Genomic DNA, 19,522 nt, shown 5'->3' with positions numbered 1-19,522 from the left:
GCTCCTGTATTTGCCTGGTGTCTCAGCCAGCATCCGGGGCCGTTGCCCCGAGTTCTGCGCTGACCCGCTCGACCACCTCGTCCACCGCCGCTGCCACCGGCGGGCTCAGTTCCCGGCCGGCCCGAAAGCTGCCGCCTTCGATGCCGTAAATGATGAGTCTGGGCGGCAGCTCGTCCAGCGCCCGGGCCAATTCCACCGCCTCGGCCAGGCTGAAGGCGTGGGTGGAGTAATGGAAAAACTCCTGCGGGATGGTCTGGCTGGCGGCATCCAGACGATGCACGGTGCCGGCCGCCTTGCCGGAGGACACCGCGTCGAACAGGTATACCGCCTCGGCCTCGCGCCACAGATCCATCAGCGCCGCGCCCTCGCCGCTGGCAATGCAGACCCGCGTGGCCGGCAGCGCCAGTGCCTCTAGGCGTTCGGCGATCACCGGGCCGACCCCGTCGTCGCTGCGGAAGCGATTGCCAATGCCGATCAGCAACCGGTTCATGTGCGCTCGACGGTCAGATCCAGGAAATGGCAGGAGCAGGAGATGCAGGGGTCGTAATTGCGGATCGCCTGCTCGCACTCATAACGCAACTGATCCTCCGGCAGGTCCATGCGCGGCTGCACATACTCGCGCAGATCACTTTCGATCATGCTCTGATTGACGCTGGTCGGGGCGACGATCTTGGCGTTTTCAATGATGCCCTCGGCATTGATGGTGTAGCGGTGGTAGCAGATGCCCCGTGGCGCCTCGGTGGCGCCATAGCCGGTGCCGGCCCGGGGTGTGACCGCCAACGCGGGTTCCGCCGGCGGATTGTAAGCGCGGATGATGCGCAGCGCCTCTTCCACCGCGTAGACCACCTCCACCGCGCGCACGATGATGCTCTTGAACGGATTGCTGACCACCTCGCCCAGGCCGACGGCATCGGCGGCCTGGCGCGCGCCGGGGTGGAGCCGGTCGCGGTTGAGTGCGTAACGGGCCAGCGGCCCCAGGTGCACCGGGGAGCCGCCGGGGGTGTTGCTGTGCAGCGAGGTGGAGTGGGCGACATGCTCCTCGATCAGGGTGTTGTCGTAGTCCTCGATGCCCAGATCCAGGCCGGCGCTGGAGACCAGCCGGCCTTCGTTGAAGGGGTACTCGTCCGGGTGGTGCAGAGCCATGAAGTCATAGTCCTGCTCGAAGTCCGGAAACGGCAGCCCGGCGACCACGCGCACGGTCTCCTTGGCCGCTTCCAGCGCCCATTCCAGGTCCGGCACCAGGGCCTCGAGCCGGGCCCGGGTGGGGGCCTTGTAGAAACCGCCGACCTTGATGTTGATGGGGTGGATCTCACGGCCACCCAGTACGGTCATCAACTGATTGCCGATTTTCTTCAGCCGCAGCGCGCGTTTGACCAGTTCCGGGTGGTCCTTGGCCAGGGTAATGGCATCGGGGTAACCAAGGAAGTCGGGGGCGTGCAGCATGTAAATGTGCAGCACATGGCTTTCGATCCACTCGCCGCAGTAGAGCAGCCGGCGCAGTTCGCGGATGGCACCGTCCGGGTGATCGCCGGTGATCCATTCCATGGCATGACAGGCACTCATCAGGTAGGCCACCGGGCAGATGCCGCAGATGCGCGCGGTGATATCCGGTGCCTCGCGAAAATCGCGGCCTTCGAGAAAGGCCTCGAAAAAGCGCGGCGGCTCGAAGATGCGCAGTTGCAGCTCCTCGACCCGGTTCTTGTCGAGTTTGATATAGAGCGCACCCTCGCCCTCGACGCGGGCGATGTAGTCAACCTTGATGGTCTTACTTGTCATGGCGCTCGCTCTCCTGCCGGAAGGGTTCGGCATGGGCGTTGAAATTGCGATAGAAGCGCACCAGCTCCTCTCGGCCCATCCCGAGGGCGCCGAGTTGGCCGGACAGGGCGGCGGTGTTGGGGGTTTCCTTGGGGCCGAAGCAGCCGTAACAGCCGCGATTGTAGGCCGGGCACAGCGCGCCGCAGCCGGCCTGGGTGACCGGGCCGAGGCAGGGGGTGCCATGGGCGACCATGACGCAGACATTGCCCCCGCGTTTGCATTCCTCGCAGACGCTGTAGGTGGGCACGTTCGGCTGGCGCCCGGCCACATAGGCGCTGATCACTTCCAGCAACTGGTGTTTGTTGATCGGGCAGCCGCGCAGCTCAAAATCCACCGGCACGTGTTCATCGATGGGGGTGGAGGTGGCCAGGGTGTCGATGTATTCCGGATGGGCATACACCGTGTTGATGAAACCCTCGACGTCGCGGAAGTTGCGCAGCGCCTGAATGCCCCCGGCGGTGGCACAGGCACCGATGGTGATCAGGGTGCGCGAGGATTGGCGGACCTGGCGGATGCGGCGGGCATCGCGCGGCGTGGTCACCGAGCCTTCCACCAGCGAGATGTCATACGGCCCGGCGACCTCGCGCCGCGTGGCCTCGGGGAAGTAGGCGATCTCCACGGCATCGGCCACGGCCAGCAACTCATCCTCGCAGTCCAGCAGGCTGAGCTGGCAGCCGTCACAGGAGGCGAATTTCCACACCGCCAGTTTGGGGCGCTGCACGGGTGTATTCATAGCTCCCTCACATCGAAGATCGGCTGCAGGGTGTCGAAGCGGAACACCGGCCCGTCCTTGCAGATAAAGTGCGGCCCGTACTGGCAATGACCGCAGTAGCCGATAGCGCATTTCATGTTGCGCTCCATCGAGACGTAAATCCGCTCGGCGGCCACGCCGTGCTTCTGCAGGGCCATTACCGCAAAGCGCATCATGACCTCCGGCCCGCAGGCCATGGCCACTGTGTTGGCCGGATCAAAACCGCCACGGGCGATCAGCTTGGTCACCACGCCGACGTTGCCGTGCCAGCCGGGGCCGCCGCGATCGACAGTCACGTAGACATCCAGATCGAGCTGGGCGCGCCAGTGCTCAAGCTCCTCGCGGAACAGGATGTCCTCCGGCTGCCGGGTGCCGTAGAGCAGAAACACCCGGTTGAAGCGGTCACGGTGGCGAAGGGCGCAGTACACGGCCGGGCGCAGCGGCGCCAAGCCGATGCCGCCGGCGACCAGTACCAGGTCCTGGCCCTCGGCCTCGGCCACCGGCCAGGCCGTGCCGAAGGGGCCGCGCACGCCGATGACCTCGCCCGCCTCAAGCTTCTGCATGGCTTTGGTGACGCCGCCCACGGCGCGCAGGGTGTGCACCAGGCCAGCCGCCTCCGCATCACCGCTGATCGAGATCGGCACCTCGCCGATGCCGAACTGGTAGAGCATATTGAACTGCCCCGGGGCAAAGCGCAGCGGCTCGCCGTCCAATGGGCTCAGGCGCCAGCTGTAGACCTCTCCGGAGCCGACCTCGGCAAAGGCCTCCTCAATCCGGAACTGGCGCGGGATCATGGGATCAAGTGGTTGGCTGGCCGGCGCGCTCACAGAAAGGCCCCTCCAGGCAGACCGTAGACATCCAGGCTCTGCATCCGAATGGCCTGCAGGCGCTGGGCCATGATATCGATCACCCGACGCTGGAGCTGGAAGCCAAATTCGTGATCCGCCTCCATCTCATGGCGCAGACGAACGGCATCAAACACCAGCGCCGTGGTCGGCTCCAGGGTGCGGGCGTCGTAATGCCACTGGTAGGGCGGCACCAGCCAGGACCAACCCAGCGGTTCATGCACGCCGAGCGTCTCCAGGGTGACCACCCCGCGCTGGGGGACAAAGGCCTTCAACTCCACCAAACCGCCGGTGAGCAGGTAGAAGTGCTTGGCGGGTGCATGCTGGCGCAGCAGCCAGGCGCCGGTCGGAAACGTCCCGGCTTCGCCACAGTCAGCGAGCAGCGCCAACTCCTTTTCTGGGATGCCCTCGAAGAACGGTTCGGCCTTGATCGCGGCAAGCATGTCCATCAGCGGTCCCCCCGGCGTTGATCACTGGCGCGAATTGCCGCCACCTCGGCGGTAATGTCGATACCCACCGGGCACCAGGTGATGCAACTCCCGCAGCCGACACAGCCCGAGCTGTCGAACTGGTCATACCAGGTCGCCAGCTTGTGGGTCAGCCATTGGCGATAGCGCGAGGCCGTGGAGGCGCGCACACTGCCGCCGGCGATGTAGGAGAAATCCTGATTGAAACAGGAATCCCAGTGCCGGGTATGCTCCGCCTCGCCGCCATCCAGTGAGGTGGAGTCCTCGACGCTGGAACAAAAACAGGTCGGACAGACCAGGGTGCAGTTGGCGCAGCTCAGGCAGCGGTCGGCAACCTCGTCCCAGTGCGGGTGATCAAGATTGCCCAGCAACAGAGCCCGGATGTCCTCGGTCTCCAGCTTGCGGCCCATGCTCTCGGCCGCCTGCGCCACGCCCCCCCGGGCGGCGTTGATTTCTTGCTCAGTGGCGCCCCGGTGCGGTACGGCCGCCAGCAGTTCCGCGCCGCGATTACTGCCGGCCTCGACCAGGAAATAGTGCTCGCGGGCATTGATGACTTCGGTCAGCGCCAGATCATGGCCGGCCCCGACCGCCGGCCCGGTGTCCATGGACACGCAGAAGCAGGTTGCCCCCGCCTCGACACAGTTCACCGCAATAATGAACACAGACTCCCGTCGCTGCTGGTAGGTGGTGTCGGCATAGGGGCCGGCCATGAAGACCTTGTCCTGGATGGCCAGCGCGTGCAGTTCACAACTACGCACGCCCAGAAAGGCCCGAGGGTGGTCATCGACCACGCCTGGCTCGAACCGCAACTGGCCATCCACGCGGGTGGCACGGAACACTGTCTGTTGCGGTGGAAAGAGGAATTTCTTCCATGAGGTGGGGCCGACCACATAACCAAACAGGGCCTTGTCCGTACGTGGCTTGAGGCGGTAATGCCCGCCTTCGTGCTCATCCGTCCAGCCCTCGGGGAGATCGGCGGCCGTGTCCACGGTGTCATAAACAATCGCACCGTCACGCACCCGTGGCCCGATGACCTCATGGCCCCGGTCGCGCAGGGCACCTAGCAGGCTATCGAAATCCTTGCGGTCGAGAATGGCCGGCGTGGACATGGGGGTTGCTCTCCGGCGGCTGAATGGGGGCCAGTCAGGCGGGCCCGTGCTGATCCAATTTGTATGCGCTGCGACCGGTGCCCCTCGTCTGCTTGAGCACGGTGGCGGATGCGCTGGAGCACAAAGCCAACCAGTCCGACAATGGCGAGCAGCAACACGGCCAAGAGCAGGAGCAGGCCCGGCAGCAATCTGGCGTGAGGTAATGGAAGTGGTAGCCAGTTCGCGAGCCGGCTGTGCGCCTCATGGGCAAGCAAGGATGCTGGCGCGAGCAAAGCGCCGGCCGACAACAAACGCAGACATTGCCGCATAGCGGCCCCTCAACATGATCCCAATCAGACTTATAGTCCATCGTAACTGGCCTGTAAGGGGCAGAGTTGACCAGGATCAAGCAAGGAGAGGGTCAGCGGCCCTATGAGCGGGCGGCCTGATTCACCGTGCGATGGGCCTCGATACCCGTGAGGGGGAGTCAATGGTCGAATCCCCGATGGCGTTCGATGTCCGGTTACTGTCGTGCGATAAGCACTGCCGCGACAGCAAGGAGGTCGCGTGTCCATGAATGACACCGGGCGTAGCATCCACGGACTGGTCGTGTTGGCGGTACTGGTGGTTGCGGCCTTTGTGGTGCCGTACGCGCTGCTCCGGGGAGTTGACGCGTTACTGGGTCCGTTCCTTTTCTAAAGGCTATTCGCCATTGCGGCGATTACCGCCATCGACTACGTACTTCGGGGACAGCGGGTATAACGGCTGCGCTCAGTCCTGTGGACGGACGTTCTGCAGGTGGCGATCATGCTCGTCACGAGCCTGGTGGCCCTCGGTTTCGTTCTGGCGGCCCCGGTGTCGGCCCCTGACCCTGCCGTGGTTGTTTTTCTCCCCCTGGGCGCGCCGGTGGGGATCTGGAGCCTGGTTCTGGCCACGGCGCTGTTCGTGGGGGTGATCTACGTCACCGAGCCCCCGACAGCCAGGGCAAGAATTTTCATTGATGACGTCGATGCCGGATTGCATCGATACCGCATCCGCTAATCGTGGCCCCGTTTGCCTGTCCTGCGTCCATCCCAGTACGGGGATCCCCTCATTTCGAGGCATCTCTCCGCCACTACACTTACCGGCAGTGAACGGACATTGGTCTCGCCGTGAGTCCATGGGCCAACAGGAGAGAATGCAGATGCACGGACACGTCATCCCGATCAACACACCCCTCCCGCTTTCTTCGCCGATTCGCTCCCGCGGGACGGCTGGCACGCAAACGGGGTACACCGGCCGCGTTCTGGCCAAGGGCGAGCATCTCTACCACGCCGGAGATAGCATCGCGGGGCCTTACATGGTCATCACGGGTGCCCTCAAGGGGTACAACACCGATGAGGACGGTTTCGAACGGGTGATGAGGTTGTATTCTACCGGTGACGTGCTTGGTTTCGAGGGGTTGGCTCGACGCGGAGCGGTGTCTTCGATCGTCGCCGTCGATACGGCGAAAGTCTGGAAAATGACGGAGCAGGGGCCGGTTGAAGGGGGGCCTGGGATGCTTGGCATTACCGAGACGATTTTGATGGGATTCTATCGCGAGCTGTCGCTGTCCGCGCAGGTTCTGGAGATGAACCGTGGGTCAGCGCAGGCCAGGCTCGCCCGTTTTCTCGTTCACTACGGTGACCAGCAGGCCCAACGCGGATGCAAGGAGCAGGAGTTTCTGCTGCCGTTCGGACGCCGGGATCTGGCGCACTATCTGGGTATTGCTGCGGAGACCCTGTCTCGTGCTTTCGGCAGTCTGCGCAAAAAGCACATCCTGAAAATGAATGAGAACCATATTGTGGTTCTCGATCCGGCCGATCTGCGACGCATTGCCAACGGCAACGCGTAACGGAAACGCTGGATCAGGTTGCACTGCACCGTGGTGGAGGTTGCCATGTCGGCCAACGCCATGATCCGTCTGCGCACCCAAGCCGCACGGGCAGTGGCCTGGACCGTCTCATGCAGGATCTGCTGGAACGGGCGGACATCCGCGTCAACGGTGACCGTCCCTGGGACATCCAGCTCCACGCCGGCGACGTCCCCGAGCGCGCCTTGGCCACGGCAACCTGGGGCTGGGTCCCCGGAAATCCGGCGTCAGTTGACAAGTATCAACGCCATGGCGGGATGCCGGGTATAGGCTGATGTCGTGGCGATTGCCCTTGACGGTCGGCGGGGCATCGCCTTCTTCACTGCTTAGCTGACCCTGACTCCCCGAGACGGAGGCTTTTTCCATGGCCAACACCCCGCAGAAATCCACCCCGAGCCCGGAGGCGCGTAAACCGGTGTCCACGGCACGTGGCATGAACCCTTTGGAGGACGTCGAACAACTCTTCGATCGATTCTTCGGGGGGCCGCGGCGCTCGATGCTGGCGGAGTTCCCGCTGTGGGACGCGGTGCTGGCAAGTGCCCCGTCGCGGCCACCAAAAGTCGATGTCGTTGACCGTGAAAAGGAAATCCTGGTGCGTGCCGAGCTGCCGGGCATCGAACGCAAGGATCTTGATGTTTCCGTGAACGAGCACACGGTCACCGTCAAGGGGCAGAGCCGGCGTGAAAGCGAGGACGAGGATAGCGACTATTATCGCCGGGAAATCGCCCAGGGCTCCTTCACGCGAACCGTGGCACTCCCAGGAGCGGTGGATGCCGACAGTGCCTCGGCGAAGTTCAGCGACGGTATTCTTGAGCTCACGCTACCGAAGCGCAAGGAATCCCATCGCCGGCGCGTCGAGGTAAAGTGAATCGATTGAAGCGTAGCGGCCTGCTATCGACATGGCGGGCTGCGTCTATTTCCTGAACGACCCCCATCGATTTCTCCGGATACTCCTCTGGGTCGCACTTTCCAGGCTCACCCCGCATGACCCGTAACCCAGCGGAACGTCTGCTTGCCTTTATGCGTCCCCTCTTGTCTGTGACGCCTTCAAGGCGTATGTTAGCTTGATTCGTATATACTAAAGAGCGCTGCCTCTCGAACCATATCCTCATCGGATAAGCCGGCGTGACCGTGGAGCGCCGCTATGCGGACCGCGAGTGTCGTATCCGGGTCAATCGGGCGCAGATCGAGCAGACGATATACAACCTGATCGACAACGCCCTCGGCGCCATGAAGTAGGTGGAAGGACAGCGTGTGTTGTACGGTGGTGACGTGCGCCTACGTCACTCGTTCGTGGTGCGAGATCGCGGTTCTGGATGCCGGCCCGGGGCGTCCCGAAGGGCAGGCCGACTCCCTCTTTACCCCGTATTTCACCACCAGATTCTCCGGAATGGGCCAGCGCCTGCCGTTGTGCCGCGCCATTGTCGAGAGGCACGATAGACAAAATTGCAGCGGAGCAGCGTCCCGGTAGGGGGTGCCGCATTCCGGTTCATTCTGCCGCAACTGCGTGATGAGTGGTCTGGGCTGGGAAATGCCGACCGTATTCATCGTCGACGATGATGCCAGCATTCGGGAGAGCCTGTCCCTGCTTTTCCGGTTGGCCGGGCTGCACCCCCGTACCTTTGCCGACGGCAGGGCGTTTCTGGCGACGGAAGCACCAGAGGAGCCTGCGTGCGTCCTGCTGGACCTGAAAATGCCGGGGATGGACGGCATCGAGGTCCAGGAACGAATGCAGGCGCAAGGCTGGTGGGTTCCCGTCATTTTCCTTACCGGAAAAGCCGACGTACCAACGGCGGTACGGGCGGTCCAGCGGGGGGCGACGGATTTCCTGCAAAAACCGGGCTTCGAAACGAATGAGCTCGTCAAGTGCGTGTGGGACGCCATCAAGCGGCATGAACAGCAGCTCTCGAGCGACGAGCGGGACAAGGCATTCCGGCGTGGTCTTCCCGCGCTGAGCGCACGAGAACTCGAGGTGGCCAGATTCGCCGCCGCCGGGAAGACGAACATGGTGATCGGCCTGGAACTCGGGATCAGCGAGCGCACGGTGGAAGTCCATCGCGGTCGTGCCATGCGGAAGCTGGGCCTGCGCTCCGCGGCAGAACTCGTCCGCTGCTGGGACCGGCTCCTCGGGGAATCATCGATACGCAAGACATGACCGCCTTCACTGACGCGTCCGAAGGCTCCGTCCACGCTTTGGACAGCCGAGGACAGGGGGCTGGAGAAGGTGGCGAATCCGATTGTTGTCGATGACGACGAAGCCGTACGAAGCGCGCTGTCGATCCCGCTATTACGGGGATCCCCTCATTTCTAGGTGTCTCTTCACCACGATACTGTGCAAGCCAAAGGTAAGCACATCGTGGTTGTTGACCGGGCAAATTTGCGGCGCATTGCCTACGGAAACGCATGACAGTAAAACCCAGGCGCGACACTATGCCCGTTAATACACCTCCAGTAACACGGCGGTGGGCAAATACCACGGCGGTGGGCAAATACCAAAGCCTCATACATTGGAGGTTGCCATGGCAGTCAACACCAGTACACGGCTGCGCCCACAACGTCACGGCAGTGGCCTGGACCCTCTCATGCAAGACCTGCTGGAACGGGCGGACATCCGCGTCAACGGTGACCGCCCCTGGGACATCCAGCTCCACGCCGACAACGCCCCCGAGCGCGCCCTGGCCTACGGCAACCTCGGGCTGGGTGAAGCGTACATGGACGGCGACTGGGATGTTGAACAGCTGGACGAGTTCTTCTACCGCCTGCTGCGGTCCGGGATCCAGGAACAGTTCCAACCGCTGCGGCTGATTTTCCACTCCCTGCGCGCGCGACTGCTCAACCTCCAGAGCCTTCGCCGCGCCCGGCAGGTGGGGGAGGCCCACTACGACCTGGGCAACGACTTCTACGAGGCCATGCTGGACCGGCGCATGACCTACACTAGCGGCTACTGGCGCAACGCCGACAATTTGGACGACGCCCAGGGGGCAAAGCTGGACTTGATCTGCCGCAAGCTCGCCCTGCAGTCGGGCATGCGCGTGCTCGACATCGGTTGCGGCTGGGGCAGCTTTATGGAATACGCCGCCGAGCACTACGGGGTGGAGTGCGTGGGGCTGACCATCTCCCAAGAGCAGGTGCGGCTGGGCAGCGAGCGCTGCCAGGGACTGCCCGTGGAGTTTCGGTTCCAGGACTACCGCGAGTTAGACGAGACCTTCGACCGCGTCGTTGGTATCGGCATCTTGGAGCACGTGGGGCGGAAGAATCACCGCACGTTCATGGAAACCGTCCATCGCTGCCTCAGTGATGATGGGCTATGCATGCTGCACACCATCGGCAAGAACAAGCGCGTCGCCGCACCAGACCCCTGGCTCGACAAGTACATCTTCCGAAACGGGGACCTCCCGGCGTTGGTGCAGATTAGCGATGCCGCGGAGGATCTGGCCGTGATCGAGGACCTCCACAACTTCGGCGCTGATTACGACCACACACTCATGGCTTGGCACCGGAACTTCGAGGCCGCCTGGCCGCGCTTCCGGGACCGCTACGGCGACCGCTTCTACCGCATGTGGCGCTACTACCTGCTAAGCTGCGCTGGTATGTTCCGCGCCCGGCAGGTGCAGCTCTGGCAGCTGGTGCTGTCCAAGCGCGGCCTCGTGGGCGGCTACCGGCGGGTCAGTTAGTTCATGACCGATACTTGCGCCCGGAACCAATGCGCTGTGGCAGGACTGCGCCCATGATGGACGATGCAGCAGCCGGAGACGAGCGACTTCAAGTGGATACAACGCTTTGGTATGTGCGAGGCCTGCCTGGAGGAGATCGCCCGCAATGAACCCCAGCATCAACGCTCCCGGCTCCTTGCCTGCGTGGACTGGGCCGAGCTTTGACCGGGAAAGAACGCACGTAGAATCAGGAGCCATGCCATGACGAACCCCGACATTACCGCGCAGCTACAGCAGCACTCATTTTTCTCGGATCTCGATGAAACGGTGATCCAGTACCTAAGCGGTTGCGCTACGACGCAATTGGTCCCGAAAGGTAATGTGTTGTTCCGTCAAGGTGACGGGGCGGACGCGTTTTACCTCGTGCTAAGCGGTGAGATCCTCATCGAGATCCCAGCGATTTCAGGCCCCTCACTGGAAATTCAGCGCTTGGGCCAGGGACAGGTCGTGGGCTGGTCGTGGCTCATCCCGCCATACGAATGGACGTTCCAGGCCCGTGCCGAAACGAATACGGAAATCCTGGAATTCGACGGCGCCGCCGTCCTGTCGCATTGCGAGGAAGATCCGGCGTTCGGTTATGCGGTGCTGAAGAAGTTCTCCGGCCTCATGTCTGAGCGCCTGGAGGCCGCGCGCCGCCGGATGATGGACGAGTGGAATCCGCCGGGCTTCGCGTAAGCATGCTCTGCAATATGGTTTCCTCCCGCGGCGCAGGATGGACCTGCAAATCCACTGGCCCCATCGGGCACCGTCAGATCGCCGTTCAGCGCGGCCTCCCGGTCGCACTAATAATGACGTCTTCTCGTGGCCTGCTGTCATGACTGGACTCCAGTTGGTGGTTAATCCGCTTCACGCTCGACGTTGCAGCAATGTGGCTCGGGCTGCGGGTCGCTGTCCCCGCCTGACGCTTCGCCCGACGGCGTCAGTACCGCACCCCTCACCGCGTTGACACGATAGGTTGTACAGCCCTTCAGGCCCAGCGCATAGGCCCGTTTGTAGAGATCGCGAAAGGCTTCGAAGGAATACGCTTGGGGCACGTTGATGGTCTTGGATATGGCGTTGTCCACCCAGGGTTGCAGCGCCGCCTCCATGGCGAGATGAGCCTCTGGCTCCACCTGCAGTGCGTCCACGAAATATGCCGGCAGCATGGCGTCAGGATGCCTCTGGCGCCAGAGGCGGTAGGCATAGTCAGTCAGTTCGAAGCTCTGGCGGCGCGCCTCGGCGTCCAGCACCCAGCGCTGTTGTCGGAACTGGTAGACCGGCTCTATGCCGCTGGAGATGTTACCGGCCAGCAGGCTGATGGTGCCGCTGGGCGCGATGGCAATGAGATGACTGTTGCGCATGCCATGGCGGGCGATACCGTCGCGGATATCGTCAGGCAGGCCCTGCACAAAGGGACGCGCCAGGTAGGCCGGCGCGTGGAACTGGAGGAAGGCGCCCTTGGTGCGAGCGAGATCGACGGAGGTGCCATAGGCGCTCAGGCAGATCGTTCGCATCACCTTGGCCGCGGTAGCCCTGGCGTCGTCGCTGGCGTAATGCAGGCCCAGCATGATGAGGGCATCGCCCAGACCGGTGATCCCGAGGCCGATGCGCCGGTCGCCCCGGACGCGCTCGGCCTGTTGGGGGAGCGGGAATCGGGACACGTCGATCACGTTGTCCAGCATTCTGGTTGCCGTGGCGGTTATGGCCTCCAGTCCTTGCCAATCCAGCCGTGCATGCTTGGTGAAAGGCGCCCGCACGAAGCAGGTCAGATTGATCGAGCCCAGATCACAGGCGCCATAGGGCGGTAGCGGGATTTCACCACAGGGGTTGGTCGCCGTGATGTGCTCGCGATCGCCGAGATTGTTCCAGTGGTTCACCCTGTCAACGAAGAGCACGCCGGGTTCCGCGTAGTTGTAAGTGGCGCGCATGATGCGCTCCCAGAGCTCACGAGCGGGAACCCAGCGGAGGATGCGGCAGGGTACCGGCTGTTGTTGCCCGGTCCACTGCCGGTATACGCATGTTCCCTCAGCCGGGCCGTCCAGTGCCTCTTCAGGGAATACCAGGGCCCAGTCAGCGTTGTTCTCCACCGCCTCCATGAATGCGTCCGTCACCTGCACGGAGACGTTGAAGCGTGTCAGCTCCCCAGCTTGGCTCTTGGTGTCGATGAATGTTTCGATGTCCGGGTGATCACAGCGCAGCGTTGCCATCATCGCTCCACGCCGCGCCCCGGTGGACAGGATCGTGGCGCACATGCTGTCCCAGATCCGCATGAACGACACGGGCCCCGAGGCAATCGTGCCGCTGCCGTGGGCAACCGTTCCCGCAGGGCGCAGGGTGGAGAAATCACAACCGATCCCGCCGCCGCGCTGCATGGTCAGGGCCGCTTCCTTGAGGTGGTTGAAGATGCACGCCATGTCGTCCTCGACGACACCCATGACGAAGCAGTTGAACAGGGTTACGTCGCGGTCGGTTCCGGCGCCAGCCTGGATGCGCCCACCCGGTAGAAACCGAAACCCCTTGAGAGCTTTCTGAAACCGGGTGCACCAGTGGCTGGCGTCGGCCTCTGGGGCCGATAACGCCTCGGCAATGCGGCGCCAGCTGGCTTCGATGCCCGCTTCGCCAGCTTGCCCATGAGGTTGATACCGGTACTTGGTCGCCCAAATGTGGCGGGCGATGTCGGTTTCCAACCAATCGCTTGTAGCCATCGCGGCACTCGTTTGTCGCTCGCTTCGATGATTTCGATCAAAACACAGGTGCCAGCACGCTTGCTATCTTGGCAACTGCGTGATGGGTTGACCGTGGCTGCAGTGGCGCTTGAATGGAGTGACGCCGCGAAGGGCATTGCGGGACCGCCTCGCGGGTGGAGTACTGGCTGTTGAGGAGGGCTTCGAGATGTACAAGGACCGGGAAGAGGCTGCCGAAAGCCTGGCGCGGGAACTGGCAGCGTATCAGGGGCAGAATCCGCTGGTGCTGGCCATTCCGCGGGGCGCCGCACCCATGGCGGCGTATATCGCCCGGGCACTGGACGGCGAGCTGGACGTGGTCCTGGCGCACAAGCTGGGCGCCCCGGGGAACCCGGAGTTTGCGGTAGGGGCGGTCAGCGAGGACGGGAGCGTGCACGTGGCCGATCACGCCCGCCGGATGGGCATCGACGAAGACTATCTGCGCCACGAGGCGAAAAAGCAGCTGCAGACCATTCGCGAGCGCCGCCAGAGATATACCCCGGTACGCGAGGCCATCGATCCCGGCGGTCGCATTGTCATCGTGGTGGATGATGGTATCGCCACGGGCTCGACCATGCTTGCCGCACTGAGAGCCGTTCGTGCCCAGGGCCCCGCGCGTTTAATCGCCGCCGTGGGCGTGGCGCCGCCGGACGCCTGCGAGCGGCTGCGCGCCGAGGCCGACGAGGTGGTCTGCCCGCTGACACCGCAGACGTTCCAGGCCGTGGGCCAGTTCTTCCGTCAATTCGATCAGGTCACCGATGACCAGGTGGTGTCCATCCTCGCGGAGTCGAGCGATCAGTAACCGTGCTGGCCTCACGACGCCGGTCGTAGAGCCTGCTCGATTTCCCGAATCAGATCGGTCGCCTCGAACGGTTTGCTCACCACGGCTCTGGCGCCCGCGTCGCTGGCTCGCCGGGCAAGTGAGTGATCGGGCTTCGCGGTTACGACGATGGTCGGGAGGTTGTGCTCTTGGGCCTGAAGGTATTCCTGCAACTCGGCGCCGTTCATGTCGCCAAGGTCCAGATCCAGGAGCAGGCATGGGAGAGATTCTTTCGGAGGCAGCCCCGCTTCAAGGAATGCGGAGGCGGAATCGAAGACCCGAACCTCCCAGCCCTGAGAGCAGATCAATAGCGCCAAAGCATTGCGTACGGCCTCATCGTCCTCGACAACGTAAACGACGGGATTCGCCATATGAGCCGCTCCTACCCTCAGGCTTTGACCAGCTCATAAATTATCCGCCGGCTCGGGGTGGCCTGTCCGTGATCGGCGTCACGTTACGTGGCTATCGGTTGAGTATGTCCGCGAGGTAAATGAACTCCGGCGCCGAGAGATAAGGGACAAGCTTTCCGGAATGGCCACATCATCATCGACAATGAATACAGACGGTATAGAGTTACGCATGGCCCCTGCACTTTTGGTCAAGTGGCAGAGTCAAGCGAAATGCTGCACCACCCGCAGGCGGATTCCGTGCGCTCAGTTGACCGCCGTGTTTCTCGACGATGGACTTGCTCAGCGCAAGACCTTGCCCTGTCCCATGGGGCTTGGTGGTGAAATACGGGGTGAACAGTTTGCTCAGGTGTTCTTCGGGAATCCCTGGCCCTGTATCCAGGATCTCGATCTCGCACCATGAGCCGCAAGCACTGAGACAGGCTGCGGCGGTAACCACCCGTGGGGGGGCCGTCTCCCGCATGGCATCGATGGCATTGTCGATCAGATTGAACACTACCTGCTCGATCAGGACACGGTTAATCTTTGTTCCACATTGGCTGAGGTTATTATAATGCCGTTCCGGCCATACGCCCGCCTCGTGGAGTTTGTGCGCCAGCAGTAGCAGCACGTCGTCTATCAGTGCCAGGCAGTCGTGTTCGGCCAGTTCGTTTGTTTCCCCTTGCTGCACGAAATGATGCAGTTGGTCGGTTATTTCGCTGGCGCGGCGCGCTTGTCGGGTAATCTGCCGTAGGGACTCTTTGAGCGTAGCCGGTTCCTGCTGATCGGTGTCGAGAAGGATAAGGCAGGCCTGCGCCGTCGTATAGACAGCGGTGAGTGGTTGACGAATTTCATGGGCAAGACTCGAGGCCAGTGCATCCATGGCATAGATGCGGGTGGTTCGCGCCAACTGAGCAAGGTGCTGGCGGGCTTCTCGTTCCGCCCGCTTGCGGGGCCCAATGTCATGGGTGAAGCCGACAAAGTATCGTTGCCCATGAGCAAAGCCTTCCGCTATAGCCAGGTGCAGCTCGATCAGGCTGCCATCGCGATGGCGTCCGGTGAGCTCACGGCCGATGCCAATGATCCGGCGTTCACCGGTCTCCAGGTAGCGACGGATGTAGTCATCATGATGGCTAACATGGGGCTCCGGCATGAGCATGCTGATATTGTGGCCGTACATTTCCGGAGCCTGGTACCCGAATATTTGTTCTGCGGCCGGGTTCGCTGAGCGAATGACTCCCGCGTCGTCGACGGTGATGATGCCGTCGAGGGCGTTGTCGATGGTGGTCTGGGCAATCTGGTGATCGCGAAACGCACCTTCCTCCGCGGCCGGCTGCACGCCCGTGTCAATACATGTCCCCATAATCACACTGCGGTGACTACTCCCGGCTTCATCCCGCAATGCCTTGTAGCGCCAACACACGGGCCGCCCCGCGCCGGAGCGTGTGAGCAAGAGCCCGGGGTGTTCTTCGGTGGAGTCACCGGAAGGCGGATTGGTCGGAGTGCCAGATGGCGCCTCGGGGTTGCTGAGGACTGTCTCGACAGGCTCACCAATAACCTCGTTGGCCGTGAACCCCGTCACGCGCTGGCATTCGCCATTGAAGTGCTGAATTCGGCTATTCCGATCCACGACGATTACCAGCAGACCGGAGTCATCCATGAGTGCTTGGAGGAGTGCGGTATCGTGAGACCCCTCCATGGGAGCTGGCCAAGCGTTCGTCTCGTCGATCAAGGCCATCCTCCATCCCCTCGAGTCCATCTCTGATCGGTATGGTGATGTGGGGATTATCTAAGTGTGTGCCTGCATATACCCCGAACGGCCTAGTACATGTACCTCGAACAGTGTAGTACATCCAGGAGCTAGTATATCCGGGAGACTCCGTAGCGAGCGGCGTACTTGCGGAAGCTAAACGTATGGTAGGTACCACTGAGCGCCGTCTTCACGTTGCCGAGCACGGTGTTGAGCCAGCGAAACGGCGGGATCTCGGTAGCCCGCCTTGCCGCGGGGTGCCAGCACGACGCGGTGGGTATGCCCGAGCTGGCCGAGGGCCTCGAAGCCGAGCACCCCGTCGGTGGTCACCTGGGGGCCGGGAGTCAGAGCCCGCTCGGCCCACTGGCGCAACGCTTTTAACGAGAAGCCCTCAACGGGATCGGAGGGCACAGAGACGGGACGCTCGTAACGGCGAACTCATTGACAGCGTCCTACATTGATCGCACCACGCCTGTGGACCTCGAGCCGCGGGAGTTCATCGCACGGCTGTCCGCCCTGGCCCCGGATCCGCGGGGCAAATCGAGGGCCGTCGAGATGGCGCGGGCGAGCGCGCTTTCATTGTCTCACGGGGCGATAGGTCAGAGGGTATGCCGGACCGCAGGCTCGGTCGAGGACACTGCCAACCTGCGGGGCTCCGGCACGCAGCGCGCATGCCAACGACCCTGATCGGACCGCGTAGGGTGGCATTAGCGCCAGCGTAATGCACCGTCAAACACACCGTGCCGAAGGCGCACGACGTCGGTCATCCCCCCGTAGATGTCGACGAAGTCGATGTACTTCGACCGCCGCTCCCGGTCCCGCTCGAGCTCCAGCAGCCCCCGCACCGTTGCGACGTAGGCCTCGAACTTCTCCTCATAGGTGCCCCAGGCCATGTTTGGTCTCGTCGGCGGTGAACAGCGCCAGCGCCTGCCGCGGGTAACAGTGTTTAAGGTGGTTGGCTGAATCAAGGCCCGCGTGCCTTGGGGGCGAAGGTTTGGGATAGTGGAGCGAGGGGGTTGCGAGACTTGGATGTTGTTGGTCGCCTTTGGCGCGGTTGGTTTGATCGCCGTTTCATCGAAGACCTGGTTGGCCACCAGAAGGTGTGGTTCGCAAGACGTACGCCGATGGACGCGCTTACTCACCTTCCTCACCCGGTTGGGGGCTCCCGAAGTGTCGAATTCAGCGCCCACCCGACGACTAACTGTCGAAGGCCATAGCACCGCATCGAGGGAGGTGCATCATGAACCCGACTGACCGTCCCCGGATCGTTTCGCGCGAGGAGTGGATTGCCGCACGCAAGGCGCACCTCAGGAACGAGAAGGCGCTCACGCGCATGCGCGACATCGTTGCCGCCGAACGGCGGGCACTGCCCTGGGTAAAAGTGGAGAAGACGTATGTCTTCGACACGCCGGAGGGTGAGAGAACGCTGGCTGATCTGTTCCGAGGGCGAAGCCAGCTCATTGTCCATCACTTCATGTTTGGCCCGGAGTGGGAGGCAGGTTGCCCGAGTTGCTCCCTGGAAGCCGATCATGCCGAAGGTGCGATCGTGCACCTCGAGAACCACGACGTGGCCTACGTGCGCGTCTCGCGGGCACCGCTCGAGAAGCTTGAATCGTACAGGAAGCGCATGGGTTGGACGGCCCGCTGGGTGTCTTCCTATGGCAGCGATTTCAACTTCGACTTCAACGTCTCCGTCTCGCCGCGGGAGCTGGCGGCCGGGAGGTTCTACTACAACTACCAGTTCATCGAGGACAGCAGGTACCAGATCGACGAACTGCCTGGCCTGAGCGTCTTTTACAAAGACGACGACGGCATCGTGTTCCACACGTACTCGTGCTACGCACGTGGTAACGAGGAAGTGATCGGCGCGTTCGTCTACCTTGATATTACGCCGAAGGGTCGCAACGAGAAGGAGATTATGGACTGGGTGCGGCGCCACGACGAGTACGACGAAACGGACTCCGCCAACGCCGGTTGCCATTCAGGTTGAGGAAGGCTGCCGAGTCGACTCCCCAACCATCCGCTGATGCAAGAGCAGGGATGCATCGCATTGCTGTGACCGTCAAGTCTATTGCAAGACAACCCTCGCGTCCGGGTGTGTGCAGGGCCGCTGGGGAACTGGCGTTTCGACTGCTAGAGGCCACAGCGCGCCGGGCCGCGGGAGCAAACCGAAGCCGTGTAATGGCGCGGGCGGCTGCACTGTCGTCGTTTCAGCGCATGAGAAACGGGTTCATGTTGCCTATCTTTAGAAGGAGGAGAATCAATACCGCCGAGTCACCGGCAACGACACCGCCAGCCTGGCGCCCTGTACGCCGGAGGAGGGAATGCCCATGGCTGCGTTGGCGATCACCGTTGAAGCCTACTCGGGTTACCGCAACGACGAGCACCCCCGCCGATTTCGGCTAGGCAGACGCTGGTTCGAGGTCCATGAGATCCTGGATCGCTGGTTGTCCCCCGAGCAGCGTTATTTCAAAGTGCGCGCCGATGATGGTTGCATCTACATCCTGTGCCACGATGAGCAGCAAGGCTGGTCATTGCATCTGTTCGACAGCGGCACACGCGCGGAAACGCGGTTATCGTCCACGTGAACGGCGGTAATTCGATTCGAACACTGGAGCTGCCCCGCTGGTCATTGGCCGGACGTTGGTGGTTCGGTCCTGCCTTGGACTGCAGCCCGTTCCGGGCGCGGGCGGGACGTCGCCAACCGTTTCACGGGTGTTCTGACGGTTGTGATGGAACTTGCTACTTCCCCGGCTGAAGGGATGTCTTATTGGTTACTCCTCGGCCAGCCCCCGCTGTCGATGCCAGTCCATCAGTGACACGTCCGGATAGCCGGGAAAATGCCGCTCGTGCGGACCCTCGGGCACCGGCACCCAGGCCGGTTTCGAGTCCAACATGATGTGGTAGCCGTCTGGCGCGGGGTTCAGAGGCGTGTCGATGGCCGAGGCAAAAGGGTGGATAAGCTCGGGCCAGCCCGGATCCCAGACCCACAGGGCGCTGCCGCACTGGCTGCAAAAGCGCCGTTCACCCTGGCTGCGCTCCTGTCTTTCAGGATGATCGATAAAGGCCCTGTAGATCGTGATGTGCTCTTCCCCCTCCACACGGAGGCTCTCGGCGTCGGCATGCAGATTGACGGCATGCCCGCCACCTCCGGCGGTTTTGCGGCAAATGCTGCAATAGCAGTGCATGAACGGGTAGGGGGCCTTGGACTCGCAGGTGAAGCGTACCACCCCACAATGGCAGGAACCGGTGAGTTTCATCGTTGCACCTCGCCTGAAGGCCGCAGAAACCGCT

Annotated in this window: 25 protein-coding genes and 2 pseudogenes; 14 read left to right on the top strand and 13 right to left on the bottom strand. The window is 62.7% G+C overall.

The window, feature by feature from the left end; translation table 11 throughout:
- Positions 1-22 precede the first annotated feature (22 nt).
- The 6 genes from QZT63_RS05370 to QZT63_RS05345 are packed head-to-tail and all read right to left on the bottom strand — an operon-like array spanning position 23 to position 4,987.
- Positions 23-490 carry a hydrogenase maturation protease gene (locus tag QZT63_RS05370; RefSeq protein WP_290649230.1) on the bottom strand — a complete coding sequence of 156 codons (468 nt, stop codon included), beginning with the start codon at positions 488-490 and terminating at the stop codon, positions 23-25.
- Positions 487-1,776: a Ni/Fe hydrogenase subunit alpha gene (locus QZT63_RS05365; protein ID WP_290649229.1), complete on the bottom strand. Its 1,290-nt coding sequence runs from the start codon at positions 1,774-1,776 to the stop codon at positions 487-489. The genes QZT63_RS05370 and QZT63_RS05365 overlap by 4 nt, the downstream gene beginning before the upstream one ends.
- Positions 1,766-2,548 carry an oxidoreductase gene (locus tag QZT63_RS05360; protein ID WP_290649228.1) on the bottom strand — a complete coding sequence of 261 codons (783 nt, stop codon included), beginning with the start codon at positions 2,546-2,548 and terminating at the stop codon, positions 1,766-1,768. The genes QZT63_RS05365 and QZT63_RS05360 overlap by 11 nt, the downstream gene beginning before the upstream one ends.
- Positions 2,545-3,360, bottom strand: coding sequence for an FAD/NAD(P)-binding protein (locus tag QZT63_RS05355; protein WP_290649255.1), 816 nt, complete (start codon positions 3,358-3,360; stop codon positions 2,545-2,547). Before QZT63_RS05355 ends, QZT63_RS05360 begins: the two co-directional genes overlap by 4 nt.
- A 29-nt stretch (positions 3,361-3,389) precedes the next feature.
- Positions 3,390-3,860: a cyclic nucleotide-binding domain-containing protein gene (locus QZT63_RS05350; RefSeq protein ID WP_290649227.1), complete on the bottom strand. Its 471-nt coding sequence runs from the start codon at positions 3,858-3,860 to the stop codon at positions 3,390-3,392.
- On the bottom strand, positions 3,860-4,987 hold the full coding sequence (locus QZT63_RS05345; RefSeq protein WP_290649226.1) for a 4Fe-4S dicluster domain-containing protein: 1,128 nt from the start codon (positions 4,985-4,987) through the stop codon (positions 3,860-3,862). The genes QZT63_RS05350 and QZT63_RS05345 overlap by 1 nt, the downstream gene beginning before the upstream one ends.
- A gap of 552 nt (positions 4,988-5,539) precedes the next feature.
- On the opposite strand from QZT63_RS05345, the gene QZT63_RS05340 reads away from it, so the two are divergent.
- The 10 genes from QZT63_RS05340 (at position 5,540) to QZT63_RS05300 (ending at position 11,245) form a co-directional block, all read left to right on the top strand.
- On the top strand, positions 5,540-5,665 hold the full coding sequence (locus QZT63_RS05340) for a hypothetical protein (protein ID WP_290649225.1): 126 nt from the start codon (positions 5,540-5,542) through the stop codon (positions 5,663-5,665).
- A gap of 108 nt (positions 5,666-5,773) precedes the next feature.
- Positions 5,774-6,007, top strand: coding sequence for a hypothetical protein (locus QZT63_RS05335; protein WP_290649223.1), 234 nt, complete (start codon positions 5,774-5,776; stop codon positions 6,005-6,007).
- A gap of 142 nt (positions 6,008-6,149) precedes the next feature.
- On the top strand, positions 6,150-6,839 hold the full coding sequence (locus QZT63_RS05330) for a Crp/Fnr family transcriptional regulator (protein ID WP_290649222.1): 690 nt from the start codon (positions 6,150-6,152) through the stop codon (positions 6,837-6,839).
- A 110-nt stretch (positions 6,840-6,949) separates the two neighbouring features.
- Positions 6,950-7,132 carry a hypothetical protein gene (locus QZT63_RS05325; protein WP_290649220.1) on the top strand — a complete coding sequence of 61 codons (183 nt, stop codon included), beginning with the start codon at positions 6,950-6,952 and terminating at the stop codon, positions 7,130-7,132.
- Positions 7,133-7,221: 89 nt separating this feature from the next.
- Positions 7,222-7,725: an Hsp20/alpha crystallin family protein gene (locus QZT63_RS05320; protein ID WP_290649218.1), complete on the top strand. Its 504-nt coding sequence runs from the start codon at positions 7,222-7,224 to the stop codon at positions 7,723-7,725.
- A 384-nt stretch (positions 7,726-8,109) separates the two neighbouring features.
- Positions 8,110-8,328, top strand: a complete 219-nt coding sequence (locus QZT63_RS19995) for an ATP-binding protein (protein ID WP_366636018.1) — start codon at positions 8,110-8,112, stop codon at positions 8,326-8,328.
- A 60-nt stretch (positions 8,329-8,388) separates the two neighbouring features.
- The gene (locus tag QZT63_RS05315; RefSeq protein ID WP_290649216.1) at positions 8,389-9,012 is read left to right on the top strand and encodes a response regulator; all 624 of its coding nucleotides are present in this window, start codon (positions 8,389-8,391) and stop codon (positions 9,010-9,012) included.
- 364 nt (positions 9,013-9,376) lie between these two features.
- On the top strand, positions 9,377-10,531 hold the full coding sequence (cfa, locus tag QZT63_RS05310) for a cyclopropane fatty acyl phospholipid synthase (RefSeq protein ID WP_290649214.1): 1,155 nt from the start codon (positions 9,377-9,379) through the stop codon (positions 10,529-10,531).
- Between the two features lie 63 nt (positions 10,532-10,594).
- Complete coding sequence (locus QZT63_RS05305) at positions 10,595-10,735, top strand: hypothetical protein (RefSeq protein ID WP_290649212.1); 141 nt, start codon at positions 10,595-10,597, stop codon at positions 10,733-10,735.
- A 36-nt stretch (positions 10,736-10,771) separates the two neighbouring features.
- Positions 10,772-11,245 (top strand): Crp/Fnr family transcriptional regulator, encoded by a 474-nt coding sequence (locus QZT63_RS05300; protein WP_290649210.1) that lies wholly within the window; start codon positions 10,772-10,774, stop codon positions 11,243-11,245.
- Between the two features lie 161 nt (positions 11,246-11,406).
- Here QZT63_RS05300 and QZT63_RS05295 read toward each other — a convergent pair whose 3' ends face one another.
- Positions 11,407-13,254 carry an adenosylcobalamin-dependent ribonucleoside-diphosphate reductase gene (locus tag QZT63_RS05295; RefSeq protein WP_290649208.1) on the bottom strand — a complete coding sequence of 616 codons (1,848 nt, stop codon included), beginning with the start codon at positions 13,252-13,254 and terminating at the stop codon, positions 11,407-11,409.
- A 187-nt stretch (positions 13,255-13,441) separates the two neighbouring features.
- Between QZT63_RS05295 and QZT63_RS05290 the strand changes: the two genes are divergently transcribed.
- Positions 13,442-14,074, top strand: a complete 633-nt coding sequence (locus QZT63_RS05290; protein WP_290649207.1) for a phosphoribosyltransferase family protein — start codon at positions 13,442-13,444, stop codon at positions 14,072-14,074.
- An 11-nt stretch (positions 14,075-14,085) separates the two neighbouring features.
- On the opposite strand, the gene QZT63_RS05285 is transcribed toward QZT63_RS05290, so the two are convergent.
- From QZT63_RS05285 to QZT63_RS05275, 4 genes and pseudogenes are all read right to left on the bottom strand, one after another.
- Positions 14,086-14,463, bottom strand: a complete 378-nt coding sequence (locus QZT63_RS05285; protein ID WP_290649206.1) for a response regulator — start codon at positions 14,461-14,463, stop codon at positions 14,086-14,088.
- Between the two features lie 202 nt (positions 14,464-14,665).
- Positions 14,666-15,817, bottom strand: coding sequence for a nitrogen regulation protein NR(II) (locus QZT63_RS05280; RefSeq protein ID WP_290649205.1), 1,152 nt, complete (start codon positions 15,815-15,817; stop codon positions 14,666-14,668).
- Positions 15,818-15,865: 48 nt separating this feature from the next.
- Positions 15,866-16,177: pseudogene (locus QZT63_RS19990) on the bottom strand (PAS domain S-box protein); the annotation flags it as partial.
- 182 nt (positions 16,178-16,359) lie between these two features.
- A pseudogene (locus QZT63_RS05275) lies at positions 16,360-16,476 on the bottom strand (transposase); the annotation flags it as partial.
- On the opposite strand from QZT63_RS05275, the gene QZT63_RS05270 reads away from it, so the two are divergent.
- Positions 16,439-16,609 (top strand): hypothetical protein, encoded by a 171-nt coding sequence (locus tag QZT63_RS05270; protein ID WP_290649204.1) that lies wholly within the window; start codon positions 16,439-16,441, stop codon positions 16,607-16,609. The pseudogene QZT63_RS05275 and the gene QZT63_RS05270 sit on opposite strands and share 38 nt — an antisense overlap.
- A 326-nt stretch (positions 16,610-16,935) precedes the next feature.
- Here the strand turns inward: QZT63_RS05270 and QZT63_RS05265 are convergent, their stop codons facing one another.
- Positions 16,936-17,121 (bottom strand): hypothetical protein, encoded by a 186-nt coding sequence (locus tag QZT63_RS05265; RefSeq protein ID WP_290649259.1) that lies wholly within the window; start codon positions 17,119-17,121, stop codon positions 16,936-16,938.
- A gap of 347 nt (positions 17,122-17,468) precedes the next feature.
- Between QZT63_RS05265 and QZT63_RS05260 the strand changes: the two genes are divergently transcribed.
- Together QZT63_RS05260 and QZT63_RS05255 are read left to right on the top strand one after the other, a co-directional pair.
- Positions 17,469-18,218: a thioredoxin family protein gene (locus tag QZT63_RS05260; RefSeq protein ID WP_290649203.1), complete on the top strand. Its 750-nt coding sequence runs from the start codon at positions 17,469-17,471 to the stop codon at positions 18,216-18,218.
- Between the two features lie 340 nt (positions 18,219-18,558).
- Positions 18,559-18,816 carry a hypothetical protein gene (locus QZT63_RS05255; protein WP_290649201.1) on the top strand — a complete coding sequence of 86 codons (258 nt, stop codon included), beginning with the start codon at positions 18,559-18,561 and terminating at the stop codon, positions 18,814-18,816.
- 186 nt (positions 18,817-19,002) lie between these two features.
- Here the strand turns inward: QZT63_RS05255 and QZT63_RS05250 are convergent, their stop codons facing one another.
- Complete coding sequence (locus QZT63_RS05250; RefSeq protein WP_290649199.1) at positions 19,003-19,488, bottom strand: GFA family protein; 486 nt, start codon at positions 19,486-19,488, stop codon at positions 19,003-19,005.
- Positions 19,489-19,522: the final 34 nt, after the last annotated feature.

The sequence above is a fragment of the Aquisalimonas sp. genome (assembly GCF_007120195.1).
GTDB lineage: Bacteria > Pseudomonadota > Gammaproteobacteria > Nitrococcales > Aquisalimonadaceae > Aquisalimonas.
Note: the sequence above shows the minus strand (reverse complement) of the source record. Positions and strands in the feature narration are given on the sequence as shown.